The organism is Cellulomonas sp. SG140, from assembly GCF_025770785.1.
Lineage (GTDB): Bacteria > Actinomycetota > Actinomycetes > Actinomycetales > Cellulomonadaceae > Cellulomonas.
In genome coordinates this window covers 183,308-203,089 of record NZ_JANZLA010000007.1, presented here as the reverse complement: position 1 = coordinate 203,089, position 19,782 = coordinate 183,308, and the positions used below count along the sequence as shown (strand labels likewise).

The 19,782-nt window shown below is 73.6% G+C and carries 13 protein-coding genes; 3 read left to right on the top strand and 10 right to left on the bottom strand.

The window, feature by feature from the left end:
• Positions 1-179 precede the first annotated feature (179 nt).
• On the top strand, positions 180-716 hold the full coding sequence (locus N0B34_RS14030; RefSeq protein WP_263732030.1) for a hypothetical protein: 537 nt from the start codon (positions 180-182) through the stop codon (positions 714-716).
• 230 nt (positions 717-946) lie between these two features.
• On the opposite strand, the gene N0B34_RS14025 is transcribed toward N0B34_RS14030, so the two are convergent.
• The 3 genes from N0B34_RS14025 to N0B34_RS14015 form a co-directional block, all read right to left on the bottom strand.
• Positions 947-3,799 carry a sulfide/dihydroorotate dehydrogenase-like FAD/NAD-binding protein gene (locus N0B34_RS14025; RefSeq protein WP_263732029.1) on the bottom strand — a complete coding sequence of 951 codons (2,853 nt, stop codon included), beginning with the start codon at positions 3,797-3,799 and terminating at the stop codon, positions 947-949.
• A complete protein-coding gene (locus N0B34_RS14020) occupies positions 3,796-8,829 on the bottom strand; it encodes a 2-oxoacid:acceptor oxidoreductase family protein (RefSeq protein WP_263732028.1) in 5,034 nt (1,677 codons plus the stop codon). The genes N0B34_RS14025 and N0B34_RS14020 overlap by 4 nt, the downstream gene beginning before the upstream one ends.
• Positions 8,830-9,102: 273 nt before the next feature.
• The gene (locus N0B34_RS14015; RefSeq protein WP_263732027.1) at positions 9,103-10,413 is read right to left on the bottom strand and encodes an Nramp family divalent metal transporter; all 1,311 of its coding nucleotides are present in this window, start codon (positions 10,411-10,413) and stop codon (positions 9,103-9,105) included.
• A gap of 113 nt (positions 10,414-10,526) precedes the next feature.
• On the opposite strand from N0B34_RS14015, the gene N0B34_RS14010 reads away from it, so the two are divergent.
• A complete protein-coding gene (locus tag N0B34_RS14010; protein ID WP_263732026.1) occupies positions 10,527-11,651 on the top strand; it encodes a GNAT family N-acetyltransferase in 1,125 nt (374 codons plus the stop codon).
• 57 nt (positions 11,652-11,708) lie between these two features.
• Here N0B34_RS14010 and N0B34_RS14005 read toward each other — a convergent pair whose 3' ends face one another.
• On the bottom strand, positions 11,709-12,614 hold the full coding sequence (locus N0B34_RS14005) for a hypothetical protein (protein WP_263732025.1): 906 nt from the start codon (positions 12,612-12,614) through the stop codon (positions 11,709-11,711).
• A gap of 171 nt (positions 12,615-12,785) precedes the next feature.
• Here N0B34_RS14005 and N0B34_RS14000 point away from each other — a divergent pair, with 171 nt between their 5' ends.
• Positions 12,786-13,073 (top strand): DUF4235 domain-containing protein, encoded by a 288-nt coding sequence (locus tag N0B34_RS14000; RefSeq protein WP_263732024.1) that lies wholly within the window; start codon positions 12,786-12,788, stop codon positions 13,071-13,073.
• 1 nt (position 13,074) lies between these two features.
• Here the strand turns inward: N0B34_RS14000 and mnhG are convergent, their stop codons facing one another.
• The 6 genes from mnhG to N0B34_RS13970 are packed head-to-tail and all read right to left on the bottom strand — an operon-like array spanning position 13,075 to position 19,743.
• Positions 13,075-13,479, bottom strand: coding sequence for a monovalent cation/H(+) antiporter subunit G (gene mnhG / locus N0B34_RS13995; protein ID WP_263732023.1), 405 nt, complete (start codon positions 13,477-13,479; stop codon positions 13,075-13,077).
• Entirely contained in the window at positions 13,476-13,946 is a 471-nt protein-coding gene (locus tag N0B34_RS13990; protein ID WP_263732022.1) for a monovalent cation/H+ antiporter complex subunit F, read from the bottom strand. The genes mnhG and N0B34_RS13990 overlap by 4 nt, the downstream gene beginning before the upstream one ends.
• 46 nt (positions 13,947-13,992) lie before the next feature.
• The gene (locus N0B34_RS13985; protein WP_263732021.1) at positions 13,993-14,520 is read right to left on the bottom strand and encodes a Na+/H+ antiporter subunit E; all 528 of its coding nucleotides are present in this window, start codon (positions 14,518-14,520) and stop codon (positions 13,993-13,995) included.
• A complete protein-coding gene (locus tag N0B34_RS13980; protein WP_263732020.1) occupies positions 14,517-16,070 on the bottom strand; it encodes a Na+/H+ antiporter subunit D in 1,554 nt (517 codons plus the stop codon). Before N0B34_RS13980 ends, N0B34_RS13985 begins: the two co-directional genes overlap by 4 nt.
• Positions 16,067-16,618, bottom strand: coding sequence for a Na(+)/H(+) antiporter subunit C (locus N0B34_RS13975; protein WP_263732019.1), 552 nt, complete (start codon positions 16,616-16,618; stop codon positions 16,067-16,069). The genes N0B34_RS13980 and N0B34_RS13975 overlap by 4 nt, the downstream gene beginning before the upstream one ends.
• The gene (locus N0B34_RS13970; protein ID WP_263732018.1) at positions 16,615-19,743 is read right to left on the bottom strand and encodes a Na+/H+ antiporter subunit A; all 3,129 of its coding nucleotides are present in this window, start codon (positions 19,741-19,743) and stop codon (positions 16,615-16,617) included. Before N0B34_RS13970 ends, N0B34_RS13975 begins: the two co-directional genes overlap by 4 nt.
• Positions 19,744-19,782: the final 39 nt, after the last annotated feature.

Here is a 19,782-nt window from a genome sequence, read left to right as displayed (position 1 = left end):
GTCAGCACGCCTTCAGCCACGCCTCGGCGGCGATGCTGTGGGGGCTGCCGCTCTGGTCGGTTCCGACGCAGGTGCACGTGTACCAGTCGTGCCGTCCCGGCACGGGGCAGGCCGGAGACGTCCGACGACACCTCGGGCCGATCGACGCCGCAGCCGTCACGACGCTGGCCGGCCTACCGGTGACCACGCTGCCCCGGACCGCCGTCGACTGCGCGCGAGACATGCGCCGGCTGCCGGGCCTCGTCGTGATGGACGCCGCCTTGCGTGCCGGCGCCCGTCGCGAGGACCTGCTGGCGCTGATCCACCTCGACCCGACGGGGCGCGGGATGCGCCGTGCACTCGAGCTCGCGACCCTCGCCGACGGCGGCGCCGAGTCGCCGCAGGAGTCGGCGTTGCGATTCGTGCTGCTGCGCGCTGGCCTGCCCCAGCCGGACACCCAGGTCCGGGTGGACAGCCGTCTCGGCACGTTCTGGGGTGACCTGGGCTGGGAGCGGTGGCGGACGCTGCTCGAGTACGACGGCCGGTCCAAGTACACCGGAAGGGAGGCGCTCATCGAGGAGAAGCGGCGGCACGACGCCATCGTCGAGGCGGGCTGGCGCATCCTCCGCGTCACCAAGGAGGACCTGCGCGCGCCGAGCGCACTCCTCACGCGGGTGAGCCGCCTGCTGCCTGCCGACATCCAGCTGACCCGCCGCCCGTACCTGCGTACCGGCTGACCTCACAGATGGCCGCGTCCTCGCCCCAGCTGCCGAGCCGAGATGAGCACTTTGCATCCAGGTGAGCAGTGCGAAGTGCTCATCTGGATGCAAAGTGCTCATCTCGCGGTGGCGCGGGCGGCACGGAGACGTGACCAGGGACGTGGGACGGCGCCCCCGCTGGTGTTCGCAGGGGCGCCGTCGGTCCTTCAGTCCTTCGAGCGGGTCACGTCGACCCGCCCCACCCGGGGTCAGCCCATCCCGTGCCGCACCCGGCTGGCCTGCTCCTGGGCCTTGAACAGCCCGAACCTCGGCAGGAACTTGTCCCAGTCGATGGTGTGGGCGTCGATCTCCGGCCCGTCGATGCACGCGTGCTTGCGCACCAGCTTCCCGTCGAGCGTGACCGGCACCATGCAGGCGCCGCACATGCCCGTCGCGTCGACCATGATCGAGTTCAGGCTGGCCACGCACGGGACGCCGTACGGGGCCGTCAGGTCGGACACCGCGCGCATCATCGGCGGCGGGCCGATGGTGACCACCTCGGCGATCGGCCGGCCGACCTTCAGCATCTCCTCGAGCGGCGTGGTGACGAACCCGTGCACGCCGTAGGAGCCGTCGTTGGTCGCGTACACCACGTCGAGCAGCTCGCCGAACTCGGCCTGCAGCCGGCCGACGCGCTCGTCCTCGGCCGTCCAGAACATCAGGTCCTTGGTGCGGAACCCGGCGATCAGCGTGACGTGGTTGCCGAGCCGCAGGTGCTCGCGCGCGATCGGGTACACCGGCGGCAGGCCGAGGCCTCCGGCGGTGAAGACGACCGTCGAGCCCTCGTCGTACCGGTGCAGCTCGCTGGGCCGCCCCAGCGGGCCGGCGATGCCCGCGAGCGCGTCGCCCGGGGCCATCGCGTTCAGCAGGGCGCTGCTGACGCCCACCTGCTGCACCACCAGGCACACGGTCCCGGCGGTGGCGTCCCAGTCGGCCAGCGTCAGCGGCACCAGCTCGCCGTCCGACGTGGGCAGCACGCGGACGAACTGGCCGGCCTGCGCCGCACGGGCGATCACCGGGGCGTGCACGGTCAGCTCCTCGATGCCCGGGCTGAGCGTGCGCTTGGCCAGGATCACCGGACGGGACGCGGCCTCCTCGGTGTACCGGCGGGCGGTGGCGACCATCGCGGCCACCTGCTCGTCCGGCACGTCGATCGAGCCCAGGATCTCCCGCGCGGCCGCCTGGCCGTCACCGGCGGCCCGGATGGCCGTCGACCCGCCGCGGGCCGCGTCGCCGCCGGTGTAGATGCCGGCGAGCGTCGTCTCCTGCGAGCCCTCGTGGCCGAGGTCGATGGTGCCCCACTTGGACACCTGCAGGCGCGGCTCCGAGTCCTTGATCAGGGGGTTCGCGGCGTTGCCGAGCGCCATGATCACCAGGTCGGCCGGCACGGTGCGGGTGCGGCCGGTGGCCACGGGCCGACGACGTCCGGAGGCGTCCGGCTCGCCGAGCTCCATCTCCTCCAGCACGGCGGCCTTGACGAACCCCGTCTGCGGGTCGCCCAGGAACTCGGTCGGCGAGACGAGCACCGACAGGCCGATGCCCTCCTCGAGCGCGTGCTCCAGCTCCTCGACGCGGGCCGGCATCTCCGCCTGCGTGCGGCGGTAGACGATCGTCACGTTGCCGCCGAGCCGGCGGGCGGTGCGCGCCGCGTCCATCGCGGTGTTGCCGCCGCCGACCACCAGCACCTGCTTGCCGGCGGTGGCCGGCAGGGGCGTCTCGTAGTCCTCCCGCAGGGCCTGCATCAGGTTGACGCGGGTGAGGAACTCGTTGGCGCTCATCACGTCGAGCAGGTGCTCGCCGGGCACGTTCATGAACCGCGGCAGGCCGGCGCCGGTGCCGACGAACACCTTCCAGAAGCCCGCGTCGCGCAGGTCCTGCAGGGTGGCCGTCTTGCCGACGACGAAGTTGGTGACGAACCGTCCGCCGAGCAGCTTGATCTTGGCGACCACGTCGTCGATCAGCTCGTTGGGCAGCCGGAACTCCGGGATGCCGTACCGCAGCACGCCACCGAGCTGGTGGAACGCCTCGAACACCGTCACCGGAAAGCCCTCGGCGGCCAGCAGGTAGGCGTTGATCAGGCCGGACGGGCCCGAGCCGACGATGGCGACCGGCGGCTTGGCCTGCGCCACCCACGGGTCCCGCACACCGGCGAACCGCCGGACGGCGGCGTCCGGGTCCACCAGCTTCTCCCGCTCGGGCAGGAACCACTCGAGCTGGCCGATCGACATGGCCGTCTTGTGCAGGCAGACGCCCTGGCACTGCAGCTCCTGCGGGCATACCCGGCCGGTGACGTCCGGCAGCGGGTTGCAGGACTCGAGCATCTCGAGCGCCTCGCGGAACCGGCCGGTGCCGATCAGCTCCATCATCCGCGGGATGTGGATCTTCACCGGGCAGCCGCCCTGCGGCTCCTTGTGGCCCTCCACCAGCACGCCCAGCTCGCACGGCGACTCGGCGCACTGCTTGTCCCGCAGCGCCTCCAGCCAGACGAACAGGTCGACGTCCCGGGCGGTGTAGCCCAGGTCCATGTAGCCGAGGTACCCCTTGTTCACCAGGCCGAAGTCGACCGCCCGGTCCTCCGCCGAGCGGACGTACGGCGGGATGGTGTTGCCCGCCGGCCAGTCCACCGAGAGGCCGTCGAACATCGGGTAGCGGTCGGACAGGTGCTTGTCGATGCCGCGGATGAACGCCCGCTTCTTGCCGACCGGCAGGTCCCACAGGAACCGCATCAGCACGGTGCTGACCTCGTCGCCGCGCAGCAGCATGTCCCAGAGGCGGTTGATGAAGCCGGCGGACAGCTCCGGCTGCTGGAACTCCCAGGCGACGGCCGCCATGCCGTCCGCGACGAACATGTCGCGGAACGAGCGCGGGTCGGCCACCAGGCGCTTCTCCAGCAGGCTGAGCTGGTTGCGGAACGAGGAGACCGCGGGGCTGGCGCCGAGCGCGACCACCTCGTCCTGCGTCTGCTCGAGCGCCGTGCGGGCGCCTGCCCAGCGCAGCACGTCCTGGCGGCCGTCGGGTGACCCGGCCACCTCGCCGGGGCGCGGAGGCGTCTGCGTGCTCATCGGATGATCTCCGCGTCGCAGGTGGCCTTGACCCGGGCGATGCGCTTGGCCAGCTCCGGCGTGATCTCCAGACCGTCCAGCGCACCGGCCTTCATGCGACCGACCGTCTGGGCGGCGCCGTCGACCACGATCGTCGCCTTCTCGAAGATCTGCGGGAGCTCCTGGTAGCAGGTGCCGCAGTCGTTGCACAGGTGCTCGTCCGCCGGGTCCAGCCAGATGGGCCGGTCGGCGACCGCCGTCGCCGTCCCCGCGCCGGCCGCAGCCGCCGCTGGAGCAGCACCGGCGAACCCGGTGGGCCGCAGCTGGATCGTCTGACCCATGCCGGCCGGTGCCGCGCTGGACGCCGCCAGCTCGGCCATCGCCGCCGCGATCTCGTCCAGCGTCGACTCCCGGGCCGTCACCGCCTGCTCGTACTGCGCGGTCAGCTCGGCGATCTCGGCCCGGTGCGCCGCCGACAGCGTCGCGTCGGTGCGTCCGGACAGGAACTGCAGCGTCTGCCAGTAGTGCTTGCGGTCCTCGACCAGGTCGACGATCGCCGCGGAGCAGGCCACCTTGATCAGGTGCCGGTCCTCGTCGGTCGCCTGCACGAACGGCACGCGACCCGCACGGGCCTCCGGCGCCAGCTCGACGTACTCGGCGATCGGCGTCGCACCCGCCTCCTCGTCGGGACGCAGCCGGTGGAACTGCTTGGAGAACCGCACCTCGCCGAGGGCGAACTCGGCGGGCGTCAGCGGCGTGCTCAGCAGCTGCAGCGCGCCGGACTCGTCGAGGTACTCCACCGTGGAGCTGCTCCACAGCGCGTCGACGTCGGGGTTGCCGTCCAGGCTGAACCGCTCCGGCAGGGTGTCGCCGCGCCGCGGGTCGTGCACGAACAGCGGGCTCATCCGGGACTCCACCGCGAGCCGTGAACGGGCGTTGGAGAGGTTCTCCGCGATGCCGTTCTCGGTGCCGCAGGGGGCGTACACCTCCATGACGGCGGCGCCGTCGCTGTAGGCGAGCATCTCGGCCGCGGTGGACAGGAAGTGCCCGTGCAGCGCGGACGACGTGGTGCAGGCGAAGACATTCGGGTGGAACGACGCCAGCAGCCCCAGCTCCTTGCGGTGCTCCCGCTTGCCGCGGTGGGCCTTGCCGTACCGGGCGAGGTCGGAGTCCTGACCGGTGAAGCTGGCGGTGGACGCCTGCCCGCCGGTATTGGAGTACGCGCCGGTGTCCAGCACCAGGGCCTTGATCGGCGTGCCGCCGGCCAGCACGCGGGACATCGCACCGAACCCGATGTCGTAGCTCGCGCCGTCACCGCCGATGGTGAGGAAGGTCGGCAGCAGCGCGAGCTCCTCGTCGGTGAAGTCCCGCCAGCCGAACGTCCGCAGCGCCGCGTCGTGCACCGCCGGGTCGTACTCGCCGGCCAGCTCGAGCTTGGCGACGCGCAGCGCCCGCACCTGCGGGATCACCTGCGCGACGATGCCCTCGAACAGGCCGACGGCCAGCGGCTGGGCGTCCTGGAACAGGCTGTTGACCCACGGGTCGAGGTACGGCGTGAACGGCATGGTCGACGCGTACACGCTGGAGCAGCCGGTGGAGTTGGCGATGACCACCGGAGCCGGGCCGTTGCCGGTGGGGCCGCCCTCGTAGAGGTACTGGCGGTGCTCCAGCTGCTCGATCGCGCCGGTGATGCGGCCGATCCGCGCACGCGTGGCGGGATCGCCGGCCCCTTCGTCCGCGCCGGCGTCCAGCGCCTCCAGCGTCGAGTGCAGGCCGTCGAGCACCTCGTCCAGCTCGCGCAGGTGCGAGCGCCGCTTGTCCTCGCCCACCGCGTGGCTCAGGGCCGTGACCAGGCGGATCGCGGTCACCTCGCCGCAGCCGCGGCACGCGCCGTGACCGCCGGTGGTCGAGTAGTACGCGGTGTGGTCGAGCATCAGCCGCTTGGTGTCGCCGTCCGGTGACGTGGCCCCGGCGGTGAACCGCGACGGCGTGTTCGGCAGCCGCGTCATCGTCTCGAACCGCTGCTGGAGCGTGTCGAGCACGTCGGCGTCCTGGTCCACGGACGTCAGCGCGCCCGGTCCGCACACGTCGACGCACTGCAGGCAGCCCGTGCACTTCCACGGGTCGACGACGGCGGAGAACAGGCCGCCGGTGCCCGGCTGCTCCTTCTCCATCGCGTCGAAGAACGGCCGCGTCCGGGCCACCGGGAAGGTGGCCAGCTGCGCGACCACCGCGTCGAGGTTGCGGATCACGGCGCGCTGGTTCGGGTCGAGCGTGCTCGCCGCGGCGGCCGCCACGTCGGCGAACGACCGGTCGGAAGAGTCGTCGCGGTAGCTGCGCCGGATCGCCTCGGCCCACGGGTACACCTGGGCGCGCAGCGCCTCCCGCTGCGGTTCGGGTGCGTCGATCTGGCCGATCGCCGTGGTCAGCAGGTCGTGGATCTCGTGCACCTGCGTGGGGATCGCAGCGTCGGGGCAGACGAGCGAGCACTCGAGACAACCGGTGCACGCGGTGGGGTCGAACGCCGGCACGGTGCGCCGGAAGATGCCCTTGTCCTTGGCCGCACCGGTGCCGACCGGCATGAACAGGCCGGTGCCGGGCAGCACGGGCGCCTCGCCGATGGTGCCCTCACGGAACGGACGGGCGATCAGGTCCTCGTAGTACGCCGGGTCGAACAGCGCCGTGGCGCGGGCGCCGGTGGCCGTGGGGCACATCGACGCGGACAGGGCCAGCGTCCGGTTGCTGCGGACGGCCGGCTGCTGCTCGGCGGCGAGGAACTCCGGCTCGTCGTACGCCACCAGGTGCGTCGCGGCCACGCCGTCGCGGATCACCGCCATGTTGGCCTCGACGACGGCGTCGCCCTTGCGGCCGAACTTCTTGGAGATCTGCGCGCGGATCTTGGCCTCGATCGCCTCCGCCGTGGCGCCGTGGGACACCCGGTCGACGTGACCGGCGACGGCGCCGATGAAGGCGATGCCCATCATGCGGGTCTCGAGCTCGGGGGTCGGGGCGTGCTTGCGGGCGACGGCGAACGCGTCGACCACCAGGAACCGGATGTGCCGCTCGCGGATGGTGCGGCGGGCGTGCGCGGGCAGCGACCGCCACAGGTCCAGCGGCGCCAGGTCGGACTGCATGATGAACGTGCCGCCCTCGACCAGCCCCTTGAGGGGGTTGGTGTGCACGAACGCCTGGTGGTCCGGGGAGACGACCACCTCGACGTCCTCGAGCTCGGCGTTGGTCAGCAGCACCGGCTCGGGGCTCAGCGTGATGTAGAAGTTGGTCGCCGCACCGCTCTTCTCCGAGCCGTACTTCGGCGCCGACTTGCTGTGCATGTCCAGCACGCCGGCCAGCACGTCGGTGAGCAGCTTGCCGCTGGCGACCGTGCCGTACCCGCCCACCGAGTGGAACCGGATGCGCAGCGCCTCGGGCGGCAGCAGCGCCGGGTTGGGCTCGGTGGTCAGGGCCATCGCCACCGTCTCGGGGTACGCGGCACGCAGCCGGTCCTGGAGCGCGGCGGCGGCCGGCGGGGCGTCGGACGAGAAGAACTGCGAGCCGAGGTACACCAGCGGCGCGCTGCCGCCGTCGGCCATGTTGCGGAACGCGGCCACCAGGTGCCGCGGCTGCACGTCGTGCCCGCCGAGGCCGAAGATCGCCGTGGTCAGCCGCGGGCTGTGCGTGATCGCCGGGATGCCGGGGTGGGCCACGCCGCCCTCGCCGTTGGCCCGCGCCCGGAACAGCGCCTGCGTCACCATGCGCGTCAGCGCGGTGTCGTCGGACCGCTCCAGCACGGTGACCGCCTGCGCGTTGCGCAGCGCCTCGACCACCTCGGCCTCGGGGAACGGCTGCAGCAGCGTGATGTTGAGGACGCCGACCTTCAGGCCGCGCGAGCGCAGGTACGGGATCACCGCACGGGCGTCGTCGGTGATGGAGCCGAGGCCGACGACGATGTAGTCCGCGTCCTCGCAGTCGTAGGCCCGCACCGGCGCGTACTCGCGGCCGGTCAGCTCGGTGTACTCGGCCATGGCCTGGCGCACCAGCGCGGGGACCGCCGAGACGAAGTGCGTGCGGTGGTCGACGGCACCGGCCTGGAAGTCCGGCTGGTTCTGCACCGGTCCGGTCAGCCCGGGGTTGTGCACGTCCACCAGGGCAGGGACCCGCTGCCGCGTGCCGCGCGGCCAGGCGTTCACCCAGGCGCGCCGCCACTGGCCCTGCAGGTCGGCCGGCAGCCACGCCGCCGTCTCCGCCACCAGGTCACCGGCGTCGTCCGCCTCGACCTTCTCGGCGATCGCCGCGAGGTGGGCCCGCACGGCCGCCAGGTCCTCCGGCGCCAGGTCCTCGACGTGCCGGTCGAGGTACTGGTTCAGCGCGAACACCCGGCCCTTGGCGCCGAACAGCATCTCCTGCGCCACCGTCGGGCACGGGATGCGACCGGCGGGGTCGCCGAGGTACGTGCGCAGCAGGTCCGGCTCGGGCAGCAGCACCTCGCTCATCACGTGGCTGGTGGCGAAGCCGTCCATCACGTTGGCGACGGGGATCAGCGACAGCGCCGAGGCGCGGTACGAGATCGCCGCGAGGTCGGCCGCCTCCTGCGGGTTGGCGCCGAACAGGATGGTGTAGCCCGCCGGGAGCAGGGCGTACACGTCGTCGTGACCCGCCATCACGTTGAGCGAGTGCTTGGACACCACGCGCGCGGCGACCTGCAGCACGAAGCCGCCGATCTTCTTGCCGACCGTCACGTAGTGCGACTCGAGCGCGTAGAGGATGCCCTGGCTGGACGAGGCGTTGGACACGTAGCTGCCGCCGGTCAGCGCCGCACCGAGCGCGCCGGACTGGGCGGAGTGCTCACCCTCCGTCTCGACGAAGAACGGGTGCTTGCCCCAGACGTTGAGCTGGCCCTCGGCGCGGGCCGCCTCGAAGGTCTCGGAGATCTCGGTGGACGGCGTGATCGGGTAGCCGATCACCCCGCCGCACACGTGCTTCATCACGTGGGCGACGGCGCCGTTGCCGTTGATGACGTCGGGGATGCCAGGGAATGGGTGCGAAGTGGTCACGATGCCCGTCCGAACACGCGCAGGGATGGAAGTCCGACTAAGACCGGCCGAGGTGCGGGCGCGCTGCGGTGCGCGCCGTCGGCGGCGGCGTCGGTGCCGGCACGGGGCCGGGTCTGGAGGTGCGACATTGCATTCCTCACGGGTCCAGAGATGGACACCGTCAGGGTAGGCACGGCGATTTCCGGGCCCCTGGGACCGAGGGCCCTACCCCGGACCTCCGCCGCCGGGCCCGTCCGACGGGCCGCCGACGACCCCCTCGGGCTACCGCTCGGGCTACCGCAGGAGGAGCACCAGCAGGGCGACGTTGAGGGCGACGACGAGGGCGACGACCCCCACGAGCACCGCGTTCGGCCACGGTCCGGTGCGTTCCGCACCCATCAGCCGCGGGTCGCGGGTGAGCCGGACCAGCGGCACCAGGGCGAACGGGATGCCGAAGCTGAGCACCACCTGGCTGACCACCAGCGTCCACGTCGGGTCGGCGCCGAGGGCCAGCAGCACCACGGCCGGCACCAGCGTGACCGTGCGGCGGACCAGCGGCGGGACCCGGCGGTGCAGCAGCCCGTCCATCACCACCGACCCGGCGTAGGCACCGACGGACGTCGACGCCAGGCCGCTGGCCAGCAGGCCGACGGCGAACGCCAGGCCGACCGCGGTGCCGAGGGAGGCGACGATCGCGGCGTGCGCACCGGGGATCGAGTCGGTGCCCGGGACGTGGCGCAGACCGGTGGCGGCGAGCAGCAGCAGGCCGATGTTCACCACGCCGGCGGCCGCGAGCGCGCCGCCGACGTCCCACCGGGTGGCGCGCAGCAGCCGGGTCCGGGCGGCGCCGGTGCCGAGGTGCCCGTGCCGGTCCCGCGCCAGCGCCGAGTGGGCGTAGATCGCGTGCGGCATCACGGTGGCGCCGAGCATGCTGGCCGCCAGCAGCACCGAGTCGGTGCCCGCGAAGTGCGGCACCAGGCCGTGCAGCACGCCGGCGGCGTCCGGTGGACGCACCGCCAGACCGGCGAGGAACCCCAGCCCGATCACCGCGAGCAGGCTCGCCACCACCAGCTCGAACCGGCGCTGGCCGTACCGGTCCTGGGTGGCGAGCAGCACCAGGGACACGACGCCGACGATCAGGCCGCCGAGCGCCAGCGGCAGGCCGAACAGGAGCTGCAGCGCGAGCGCGCCACCGACCACCTCGGCCAGGTCGGTGGCGCCCGCGACCACCTCGGCTTGCACCCAGAACGCGAGGCGACCGCCGCGCGGCATCCGGTCGCCGAGCACCTCCGGCAGCGACCGGCCGGTGACCAGGCCCAGCCGGGCCGACTGGTACTGCACCAGCACCGCGATCACGTCCGCCGCGACCAGCACCCACAGCAGCAGGTAGCCGTAGCGGGAGCCGGCGGTGAGGTTGGCGGCGACGTTGCCCGGGTCGACGTAGGCGATCGAGGCGACGAACGCAGGACCGAGCAGGTGCAGCAGGCCGCCGCGGGCGCGGATCGGGCGGCGACGCGGCGATGGGCGGGCCGGCGACGGTACGGCGGAGGCCGCCTCAGGCGCAGGCGCGTCGGTGCCGAGTCCGACGGCCGGGTCCGCGCTCATGTCCCTCCGAAAGTTCGGATGTCCGAAAAGCAGTGTAGGACGCGCCGGATCATGGCCCCGAGGCCGCCTCAATTCCCTCGACCGGACCGGGGCCGGGCATCGACCCTGGGTACATGACGACCACCACCACGTGGACCGTGCGCGAGGTGCCGGTGCCCACGACGCTCGAGGCCCCGGACGCCTGGCTGCTGCTCGGCGCCAACCGGGTCCGCACCGCCGGCACCGTCGACGTGTGGGGCAGCGCCGACCTCGCCGACTCGCCGCGGGCCGAGCTGGCCGAGCTGCGGGACGTGGACGCCGAGCGGACGGTGCGGCTGGTCGCGGTGCCCGACGACGCCGGCGACGGGGGCCGCGGCGGCCCTGCCGCGTCGGTCATCGGCGAGGCCACCGTCGGCCTGCCCGTGCGGGACAACCACCACAGCGCGTTCGTCCTGGTCAACGTGCTGCCGGAGCACCGACGCCGGGGCATCGGCACCGCGCTCCTCGACGCCGCCGCCGCCGTGGCCCGCGCCGAGGGCCGGACGCTGCTGATGACCCACACCTCCGACCGCGTCGAGCCGCCCGCCGGACCCCGTGCGATCGAGTCGCCGACCGGCGCCGGCCGGGTGTGCCTCGACAACCCCGCCGTCGGCTGGCTGCAGCGCACCGGGTGGACCCTCGCGCAGGTGGACCGGCGCTCGCAGCTCGACCTGCCCGTCGACGCCGCGCTGCTGCGCCGGCACGCCGACGAGGCCGCCGCGGCGGCCGGTGCCGACTACCGCCTGCACACCTGGGGAACCGACGTCCCGGAGCAGTGGCTGGAGGAGTACGCCGGCCTGCTGGCGCAGATGAGCACGGACGCTCCGCTCGGCGAGGTCGACTGGCGGCCGGAGGTGTGGGACGGCGAGCGGGTCCGGGCGCAGGAGCGGATGCTGCACGACGCGGGCTACGAGCTGCTGGTGACGGCGGCGGAGCACGTGCCGACGGGACGGTTGGCGGCGTTCACCAACTTCTGGATGCCGTCGCACACCGACGAGTACGTGCACCAGGGAGACACCCTGGTGGTGGCGGCGCACCGCGGCCACCGGCTCGGGATGCTGGTGAAGACGGCCAACCTGGCGGCGCTGACGCGGCAGCGGCCGGCGGTCCGGCGGGTCGGCACGTGGAACGCGCAGGAGAACCGCTGGATGCTGGCGATCAACGTCGCTCTCGGGTTCCGGCCGGCAGGCGTCAACGGCACCTGGCAGCGGCCGCTTTAGCACCTACTGCGGCGGCCGCTGCGGCCGTCGGGCCCGGGTCCGTCGGGCGGGGCTCCGTCAGGCGTGGTGCCGGTGGCCGTCCCACCAGCCGGCCCAGCGGCGCTGCGCCTCGGCGCGCAGCTCGTCGGACAGGCCGTACGTGTTGAGGATCGCGTTGACGGCGCCGTGCGGCGGGTGGCTGGCCACCGGCACCTCCTGGATCACCAGCAGCGACTCGGCGATCCCGTGCAGCCACACACCGAACTGCAGGTCGGTCCGGTACACCACCGTGCCGCCCACCTTGGTGCCGTCGGGCCGGGTGGCCTCGACGTGACCGCCGATCGGCACGCCGCGCGCGCCGTGCAGCCCCGCCCGGTACATCAACGGGTTCTGGTGCGGGCCGGCGTCCAGGCCGTGCACCGCGAACGTGCGGCGGTCCTCCCCGCGGTGCACGGTCAGCGCGAAGTGCAGCTGGTGCACGGAGCTGATCCAGTTCTCGTCGACCACGTCCCGGACGCCGTCGAACGAGACGGACAGGTCACGTGCGGCCCGGTGCACGATCACGAGCGTGTGACCGGGGTTGTCGTCCCGGCAGCGCAGCTCGAGGTCCTCGTGGTGGTGCCAGCGCAGCCGCCGGATGGACGTGCCGGGGACGTGGTCGTGCTCCACCTCGGCGTGCTCCACGAAGATCCGCTCGATGTCGTCCGCCAGGTCGTCCCGGTCCCAGCCGTACCAGCGGTGGATCAGCTCGGGCTTGCGGACGTGCTCCCAGACGACGTCCGCCGGCAGCGGCACGTCGACCGACACCACCTCGCGGTGCAGCACGGCCGGGGTGTGGTGCGGCTCGGCACGATGGTCCACGGGGTGCTCGGCCCGCGGGCTCGTCGAGTGGTCGGAGCGGTGGTGGCCGACGCTGGTCAGCTGGTCACCGTGGGGCTCCGGACGGCGGTCGAGCCGATGCTCGAGCGGGGGTTCACGCGTCATCGCCGGTCACCTCATCCATCGAGTGGATGCCTTCGACCGTAACCCTCGGGGGCGGCCGGCGCAGCCCTGGGACGACCGCGCGTCGGGTGAGTCGCCGCAGCGCGGCCAGCGGGGCGACGACGACGACGCTAGCGTCGGTTCTCGTCGTCCCGCCGCAGACCGGAGGCCCGCATGCCCGAGAAGCAGTCCCAGTCGATGCTGGCCAAGCTGGTAGGCGCCGGCGTGGCGGTCGGCGCCGCGTGGGTGGCGCAGAAGCTGCTGGACCGCGCGTGGGTGGCCGCGGCCGGGCACGAGCCGCCGGCGCCCGAGTCCCAGGACGACGACATCAGCCTGCGCGAGGTGCTGCTCGCCGCGGCGATCACCGGGGCCGTCGTGGCGCTGGCGCGGGCGCTGGCCAGCCGGGGCACCGCTCGGCTGACGGCGAAGGTCAACAGCAAGCGGCCCGAGCTGCCGGCGTAGCTCAGCCGATGTCGGCCTCGGGGCCGCCGTCCTCGTCGTCGGCGGGCACCCCGTGCCGCCGGTCCAGCTCGGCCGTGAGCTCGTCGACCGCCAGCACGCCCGGGCTCACCTTGCCCGTGCGGTAGCCCGCACGTCCGACGAGGTGCGCCGCGACCGGCGCGGTGAGCAGCTGGAACACCACCACGAGCACCAGCGCCCACACCGCGCCACCGCTGCGCAGCCGCAGCGCCAGCCCGGCCAGCACCAGCACCAGGCCCAGCACCTGCGGCTTGGTGGCGGCGTGCATGCGCGCCAGCAGGTCGCGGAAGCGCAGCACCCCGACGCCGGCGGCGAAGCAGAGGAACGCCCCGCCGAGCATGAGCACGATCGACGCGACGTCGGCGACGGTGGACCAGGCGGCGGTCATCGGGCACCTCCGTCGTCGGACCCGGGCGTGGCCGGGTCGCCCGCGGGCTCGTCCTCGCGCGCCGCCGGATCGCCCACCAGCTCGTCGTCCTCGGTCGCGTCCGGCACGTCCCGCGCGGCCGCCTCCGCCAGCTCGGCCCGCAGCCGGGCCTCGTCCTCCGCCGCGACCTCCTCGCGGGTGCGCACCCGCCCGGCGTCCTCCGGCTCGACGGCCGCGAACCGCGCGATGGTCACCGACCCGATGAAACCGACCAGCGAGAGCACCACGAGGATCGGCACCACGTCGGCCCGCCGCTCGAGCGAGGCGTACAGCGCCACGGCGGCGACCAGGCACGTCACCACGATGTCCAGGGCGATCGTCCGGTCGAGCATCGACGGCCCGCGCTCGGCGCGGACGATCGCCAGCACGGCGCCGATCAGGATCAGCACCGCCGCGACCGCCACGGCGACGCCCAGCACGGCGCTCATGCCGGCACCGTCCGTCGCCGCGGGGCCGCCCGTCCCGTCGTCCCGCTCATGCCGGCACCATCCCCGCCGCGGCCTGCTCCTGCGGCGACGCGAGGGCGCGCAGCAGCCGCTCCTCCTGCGCGAGCACGTCGGCCCGCACCGCCTCGACGCCGCCGGACCGGTCGAGGTCGAGCACGTGCAGGTACAGCACCCCGGTGAGCCGGTGCGCCTCGACCACCAGCGAACCGGGCACCAGCGACACCAGCTCGGCGGTCAGCGTCAGGTAGAGGTCCGAGTGGCTGCGCAGCTGCACGCCGATCACCGCCCCGCGCGGCGTGTAACCCGGCGTCAGCGCGATGGTCGCGACCTCGATCGAGGCGCGTACCACGTCGGCGGCGAAGCGGACCAGCAGCACCAGCACCCGCCACGGGTGCACCCGCCCGTGGAAGTCCACCGGCACCATCCGCAGGCCCCACGTCACCACGGCGCCCAGCAGCAGGCCCGCCAGCACGTTGCCCCACGTCAGGTCCCCCCACAGCAGCACCCACACGGCGGCGAGCCACACGATCCCCAGCCACTGCGTGCGCCGCCTCATCCGGCACCCCCCGGCGAGGAGGCGAGCCGGGCCGAGCGGCCGGCGCCGCGGTCGCCGTCGGGCAGGACCGCCTGGATGTAGGGCGTCCGGTCGGCCAGCGCCTGCGCGGCACGGCCGGTGTAGGCGTACAGCGGCCCGGCGAACACGGTCAGCGCCAGGCTCGCGGTGACCAGCGCGCCGGTGGCGCCGATCATGCCCGACGGCACGTGACCGGCCGGCAGCGGCTCGGGCGGCGTCTGCCAGAAGGCCTTGTTCCACGCCTTGACCAGGGCGTACAGGGTGAGCAGCGACGTCACCACGCTGCCGACCACCAGCGTCCAGGCGAGCGGCGTGCCGATCGCGACACCGGCCTGCAGCAGCCCGAGCTTGCCCAGGAACCCCGACATCGGGGGGATGCCGGCGAGGTTCATCGCGGGGACGAAGAACAGCACCGCCACCACCGGCGAGAGCCGGGCCAGGCCGCCGAGGCGGGACAGCGACAGGGTGCCGCCGTACCGCTCCATCAGCCCGGTGACCAGGAACAACGCGGTCTGCACGGTGATGTGGTGCACCACGTAGTAGATGGCGGCCGTCCAGCCGGCACGCGTGGACAGGGCGATGCCGAACACCATGAACCCGATGTGGCTGACCAGCGTGAACGACAGCAGACGCTTGATGTCGTCCTGCGCGACGGCGCCGAGGATGCCGATCAGCATCGTCGCCAGCGCCGCCCACATCAGCACCGTGTCCACCGCCCCGCCGGGGAACAGCAGCGACTGGGTGCGGATCAGCGCGTAGATGCCGACCTTGGTCAGCAGGCCGGCGAACACGGCGGTGACCGGGGCCGGGGCGGTGGGGTACGAGTCCGGCAGCCACGCCGAGAGCGGGAAGACGGCCGCCTTGATGGCGAACGCGACCAGCAGCATCACCTGCAGCGTCAGCCGCACGCCGGGGTCGATCTGCGGCAGCCGCTGGGCCAGCTGCGCCAGGTTGAGGGTGCCGGTGGCGGCGTACACGGCGGCGATCGCGGCGAGGAACAGGAACGAGCTGACGATGGCGACGACCACGTAGATGCTGCCCGCGCGCAGCCGCTCCCGGCTGCCGCCGAGGGTCAGCAGCACGTAGGACGCCGCGAGCAGGATCTCGAACCCCACGTACACGTTGAACAGGTCACCGGACAGGAAGGCGTTGGCCACGCCTGCCACCAGCACCAGGTAGGTGGGGTGGTAGATGGACGTCGGTGCGGACTCCTCGCCGGCACCCTGGTCCTGCGCGAGCGAGTAGACGAGCACGCACAGCACCACGACGGCCGAGACCGTGAGCATCAGGGTCGACAGGCGGTCGGCCACCAGGCTGATGCCGACCGGCGTCGCCCAGCCGCCCATCTCGGCCACCAGCGGGCGGCGGTCGGCCAGCACGGCGAGGGTCGCGGCAGCCACGAGGACGGCGACCAGCACCGTCACCGAGACGATCCGCTGGATCCGCGGTCGGCGGTAGAGCGCGAGCGTCAGTCCGGCGCCGGACAGCGGGAGGACGACGGGCAGCGGGACCAGCCAGGACCAGTCGTTCATGGGCGGTCCTCCGGCCGATCGGCGGGAGGGGGTGCGTCGGCTGCGGCGGGCCCGTCGTCGCCGGCCGTCGGCTCGGCGAGGACCAGCGCCACCGCGCGGTCCGTCTCGTCGCGCGCCTCCGCCGCCTCCTGCTCGAGGGTCGACGTGTCGTCGGCGTCCAGGTCGGCCACCGCCAGCCGGTCGCGCGCGGCGAGCCGGGCGATGCGGCGGTCCTCGACGTCGTCCTGGACCTCGTCGTGCCGGTTCAGCTGCCAGGAGCGGTAGGCCATGGCCAGCAGGAACGCGGTGAGCCCCAAGGTGATGACGATCGCGGTGAGCACCATCGCCTGCGGCAGCGGGTCGCTGCGGGCACCGGGCTGCCCGCCCAAGATGGGTGGCCGCCCGGCAGAGCCGCCCGCCACCAGGATCAGCACGTTCAGCCCGTTGCCGATCAGGATGATCCCCACCACCACGCGCGAGAGGCTCCGCTCCAGCAGCAGGTACACGCCCACGGTGACCAGCACGGCGGCGGTGAGGACGAGCGTCAGGTCGGGCGTCATGTCGATCATCGCGACGCCCCCTCGTGGAACCCGACCAGCCCGGGGTGCGGCGTGCGCCGCAGGTCCGGCACCGACTCCTCGACGTCGTCCTCGCCGAACTCGGCCCGCCGGTCCAGCTCGGCACCGAGGCTGCGCAGCACGTCCAGCACCAGCCCCACCACCACCAGGTACACGCCGACGTCGAACCCGAGGCTGGTCACCAGGTGCACGTCCCCGACCAGCGGCAGGTGCAGGTCCACGATCGCCGACTCGAGCACCGACCCGCCCAGCAGCAGCGGCGCCACCGCCACGCCGGTGGCGAGGAACAGGCCGGTGCCCAGCAGCACCCCGGGCTGCACCGGCGCGGCCTCCCCCAGCTCGTACCGGCCGCCGGCCAGGTAACGCACGATCAGCGCGATCCCGGTGACCAGCCCCGCCGCGAACCCGCCACCGGGGTTGTTGTGCCCGCTGAACAGCAGGAACAGCGAGTACATGACCATGGTGTGGAACAGCAGCCGGACGACCACCTCGAAGATCACCGACCGGCGCACCGGGGCCAGCGTGCGGCCGGCGCGCAGCCACTCGCGGGCACGGCCGGAGCCGGGCGCGGACGGTCCCGGCCTCGTCGTCGGCCCCGGCACGGGACCGCGGGTCGGGTCCCCCTCGCCGCCGCGCACCTCGACCGCCCGGGGATGGGCGGCGCCGCCCCACACGGCACGGTCGGCCGGCGCGTCGTGCGCGCGGAAGATGCGCCCGGTGCGCCGGGAGACGAAGACGAGCGAGGCGACGCCGGTCGCCGCGACCAGCAGCACCGAGATCTCGCCCATGGTGTCCCATGCGCGGATGTCGACCAGGGTCACGTTGACCACGTTCTTGCCGCCGCCGAACGCGTACGCCTCCTGCGCGTACGCCGCCGACACCGGCAGGTGCACCCGCGCGCCCGGCGCGATCAGCCCGATGCCGGCCACCACCAGCCCGACGGCCACCCCGATCCCCAGCCGCAGCCAGCGGGAGGCGGCCAGTGGCCGGTCGGAGAAGTACGGCGGCAGCCGCCGCAGCACCAGCACGAACACCACCAGCGTCACGGTCTCCACCAGCACCTGCGTCAGCGCCAGGTCCGGTGCACCCTGCAGCAGGAACAGCCCTGCCACCGCGTACCCGCCGATGCCGGTGAGGATCACCGCCTTCAGCCGGCGCCGGGCCCGGGCCGCCAGCACCGCCGCCACGACGCTGACTCCGGCGAACGCCACCTCGGTCAGCGCCTGGTACGGCACCACGCGGGTCGGCAGGCGGGTGCCGGTCAGCAGGGCGGTGCCGACGCCGATCACGAAGACGCCGAGGATCAGGCCCAGGTACACCGGCAGCGAACCGCGCTGGGTGAACGCCGTCACGTCGGCGGCCACGTCGTCCAGCCGGCGCATGGACCGGCGGTACAGGTGGTCGGCGTCGACCCGCGGTGGCAGGCGCAGCATGCCCTGGGCGCGCTCCACGCCGTCGCGGGCGCGGAAGGCGAGGGCGCCGGCCAGCAGCACGGCGAGGGTGACGACGAGCGTCGGCGTGAGGCCGGCCCAGAGGGTCAGGTGACCGGTGTGGGCACCGGACGCGGCGGCGCCCGGCGCTGCGTGGCCGGTGAACGCGTCGGCGTAAGGGCGCAGCAGGCCCTCGCCGTAGCCCGGCACCAGCGCGACCACCAGGCCGAGTGCGGCCAGCACCAGCGCGGGGACGACGAGCACCGGTGACGACGGCCGCACGGCGGCAGGCGCCGCGAGCGGTGCGCCGTCGGCCGCGGCGGCGCTGATCGGGGTCGTCGTCGCGGTGCCGTCGGCGTGCTCGACCGCCGAGGCGGACAGCACGGCCCGCTTCGTCGCGAACGCGCCCCACCACAGCCGCAGCCCGTACGCCACCGTCAGCACCGACCCGACGGCCACCACCGCCAGGACCACCGCACCGGTGGCGCCGCCGAGCCCCGCGACCGCCTCGAGCCCCGCCTCCTTGGCGACGAACCCCGCGAACGGTGGCAGCCCGATCATCGACGCGACGGCCAGCGCACCGGCGGCGGCGACCCACGGCAGCTCGCGGCCCACCCCGGACAGCCGGCGCAGGTCACGCGTCCCCGCCGCGGCGTCCACCGTGCCCACCACCAGGAACAACGCCGCCTTGAACAGGGCGTGCGCGCCCAGCATCGCCAGCCCGGCCAGCGCCGCCGCCGGAGTGCCGAGCCCCACCAGCAGCACGATCAGCCCCAGCTGGCTCACCGTGCCGAACGCCAGCACCAGCTTCAGGTCGTGCTGCCGCAGCGACCGGTAGCCGCCGAGCAGCAGCGTCCCGCCACCGCCGATCAGCACGAACCAGCGCCACACCGACAGGTCGGCGTAGGCCGGCGCGAACCGGGCGACCAGGTACACGCCGGCCTTCACCATCGCGGCGGCGTGCAGGTACGCGCTCACCGGCGTGGGGGCGGCCATCGCCGCCGGCAGCCAGAAGTGGAACGGGATCAGCGCCGACTTGGTGGCGGCGCCGGCCAGCAGGCACACCACCGCGGCCGTCACCGCGGGTCCGTGCGGCGGGTGCGCCAGCAGCTCGCTCAGCCGGGAGGTGCCGGCGGCGTGCTGCAGGATCACCAGGCCCACCAGCATCGTCAGACCGCCCGCGGTGGTGACGACGATCGCCTGCATCGCCGCCCGTCGGCTCGCCTTGCGGGTCTCGGCGTAGTGCCCGATCAGCAGGTAGCTCATCACCGTGGTGAGCTCCCAGAAGACGAACAGCAGCAGCAGGTCGTCGCTGAGCACCAGGCCGAGCATCGAGCCGGCGAACGCGAGGAACACCCCGGCGAACCGTCCCAGGCCCTGGGCATCGGCCTTGAAGTACGCCCGGCAGTAGACGAGCACGAGCGCCCCGACGCCGCCGACGATCAGCGTCATCAGCCAGGACAGGGTGTCCAGCCGAAGGTCGAGGTCGAGCCCCAGGGCAGGGATCCAGCTGACCGTCACGTGCGGGGCCGCACCGGCGCGCACCCGCTCGGTCCAGCTGAGCGCCCAGACCGCCGCCGAGGCCGGGACCAGGGCCAGCACCCAGAACGCCCGGCGGCCGAGCCGTCCCACCAGTGCGGGCGCGACGAGGGCTGCGGCCAGGTGGGTGGCCAGCAGCCAGAGCATCGGTCCGCTCCGTCCTGTCGAGGGCGGGGGCTGCGGCAA

Coding starts and splice junctions, on each gene's coding strand:
- N0B34_RS14025 (WP_263732029.1), bottom strand. CDS start 3,799: ATGAGCACGCAGACGCCTCCGCGCCCCGGCGAGGTGGCCGGGTCACCC.
- N0B34_RS14015 (WP_263732027.1), bottom strand. CDS start 10,413: ATGAGCGCGGACCCGGCCGTCGGACTCGGCACCGACGCGCCTGCGCCT.
- N0B34_RS14010 (WP_263732026.1), top strand. CDS start 10,527: ATGACGACCACCACCACGTGGACCGTGCGCGAGGTGCCGGTGCCCACG.
- N0B34_RS14005 (WP_263732025.1), bottom strand. CDS start 12,614: ATGACGCGTGAACCCCCGCTCGAGCATCGGCTCGACCGCCGTCCGGAG.
- N0B34_RS14000 (WP_263732024.1), top strand. CDS start 12,786: ATGCCCGAGAAGCAGTCCCAGTCGATGCTGGCCAAGCTGGTAGGCGCC.
- mnhG (WP_263732023.1), bottom strand. CDS start 13,479: ATGACCGCCGCCTGGTCCACCGTCGCCGACGTCGCGTCGATCGTGCTC.
- N0B34_RS13990 (WP_263732022.1), bottom strand. CDS start 13,946: ATGAGCGCCGTGCTGGGCGTCGCCGTGGCGGTCGCGGCGGTGCTGATC.
- N0B34_RS13985 (WP_263732021.1), bottom strand. CDS start 14,520: ATGAGGCGGCGCACGCAGTGGCTGGGGATCGTGTGGCTCGCCGCCGTG.
- N0B34_RS13980 (WP_263732020.1), bottom strand. CDS start 16,070: ATGAACGACTGGTCCTGGCTGGTCCCGCTGCCCGTCGTCCTCCCGCTG.
- N0B34_RS13975 (WP_263732019.1), bottom strand. CDS start 16,618: ATGATCGACATGACGCCCGACCTGACGCTCGTCCTCACCGCCGCCGTG.
- N0B34_RS13970 (WP_263732018.1), bottom strand. CDS start 19,743: ATGCTCTGGCTGCTGGCCACCCACCTGGCCGCAGCCCTCGTCGCGCCC.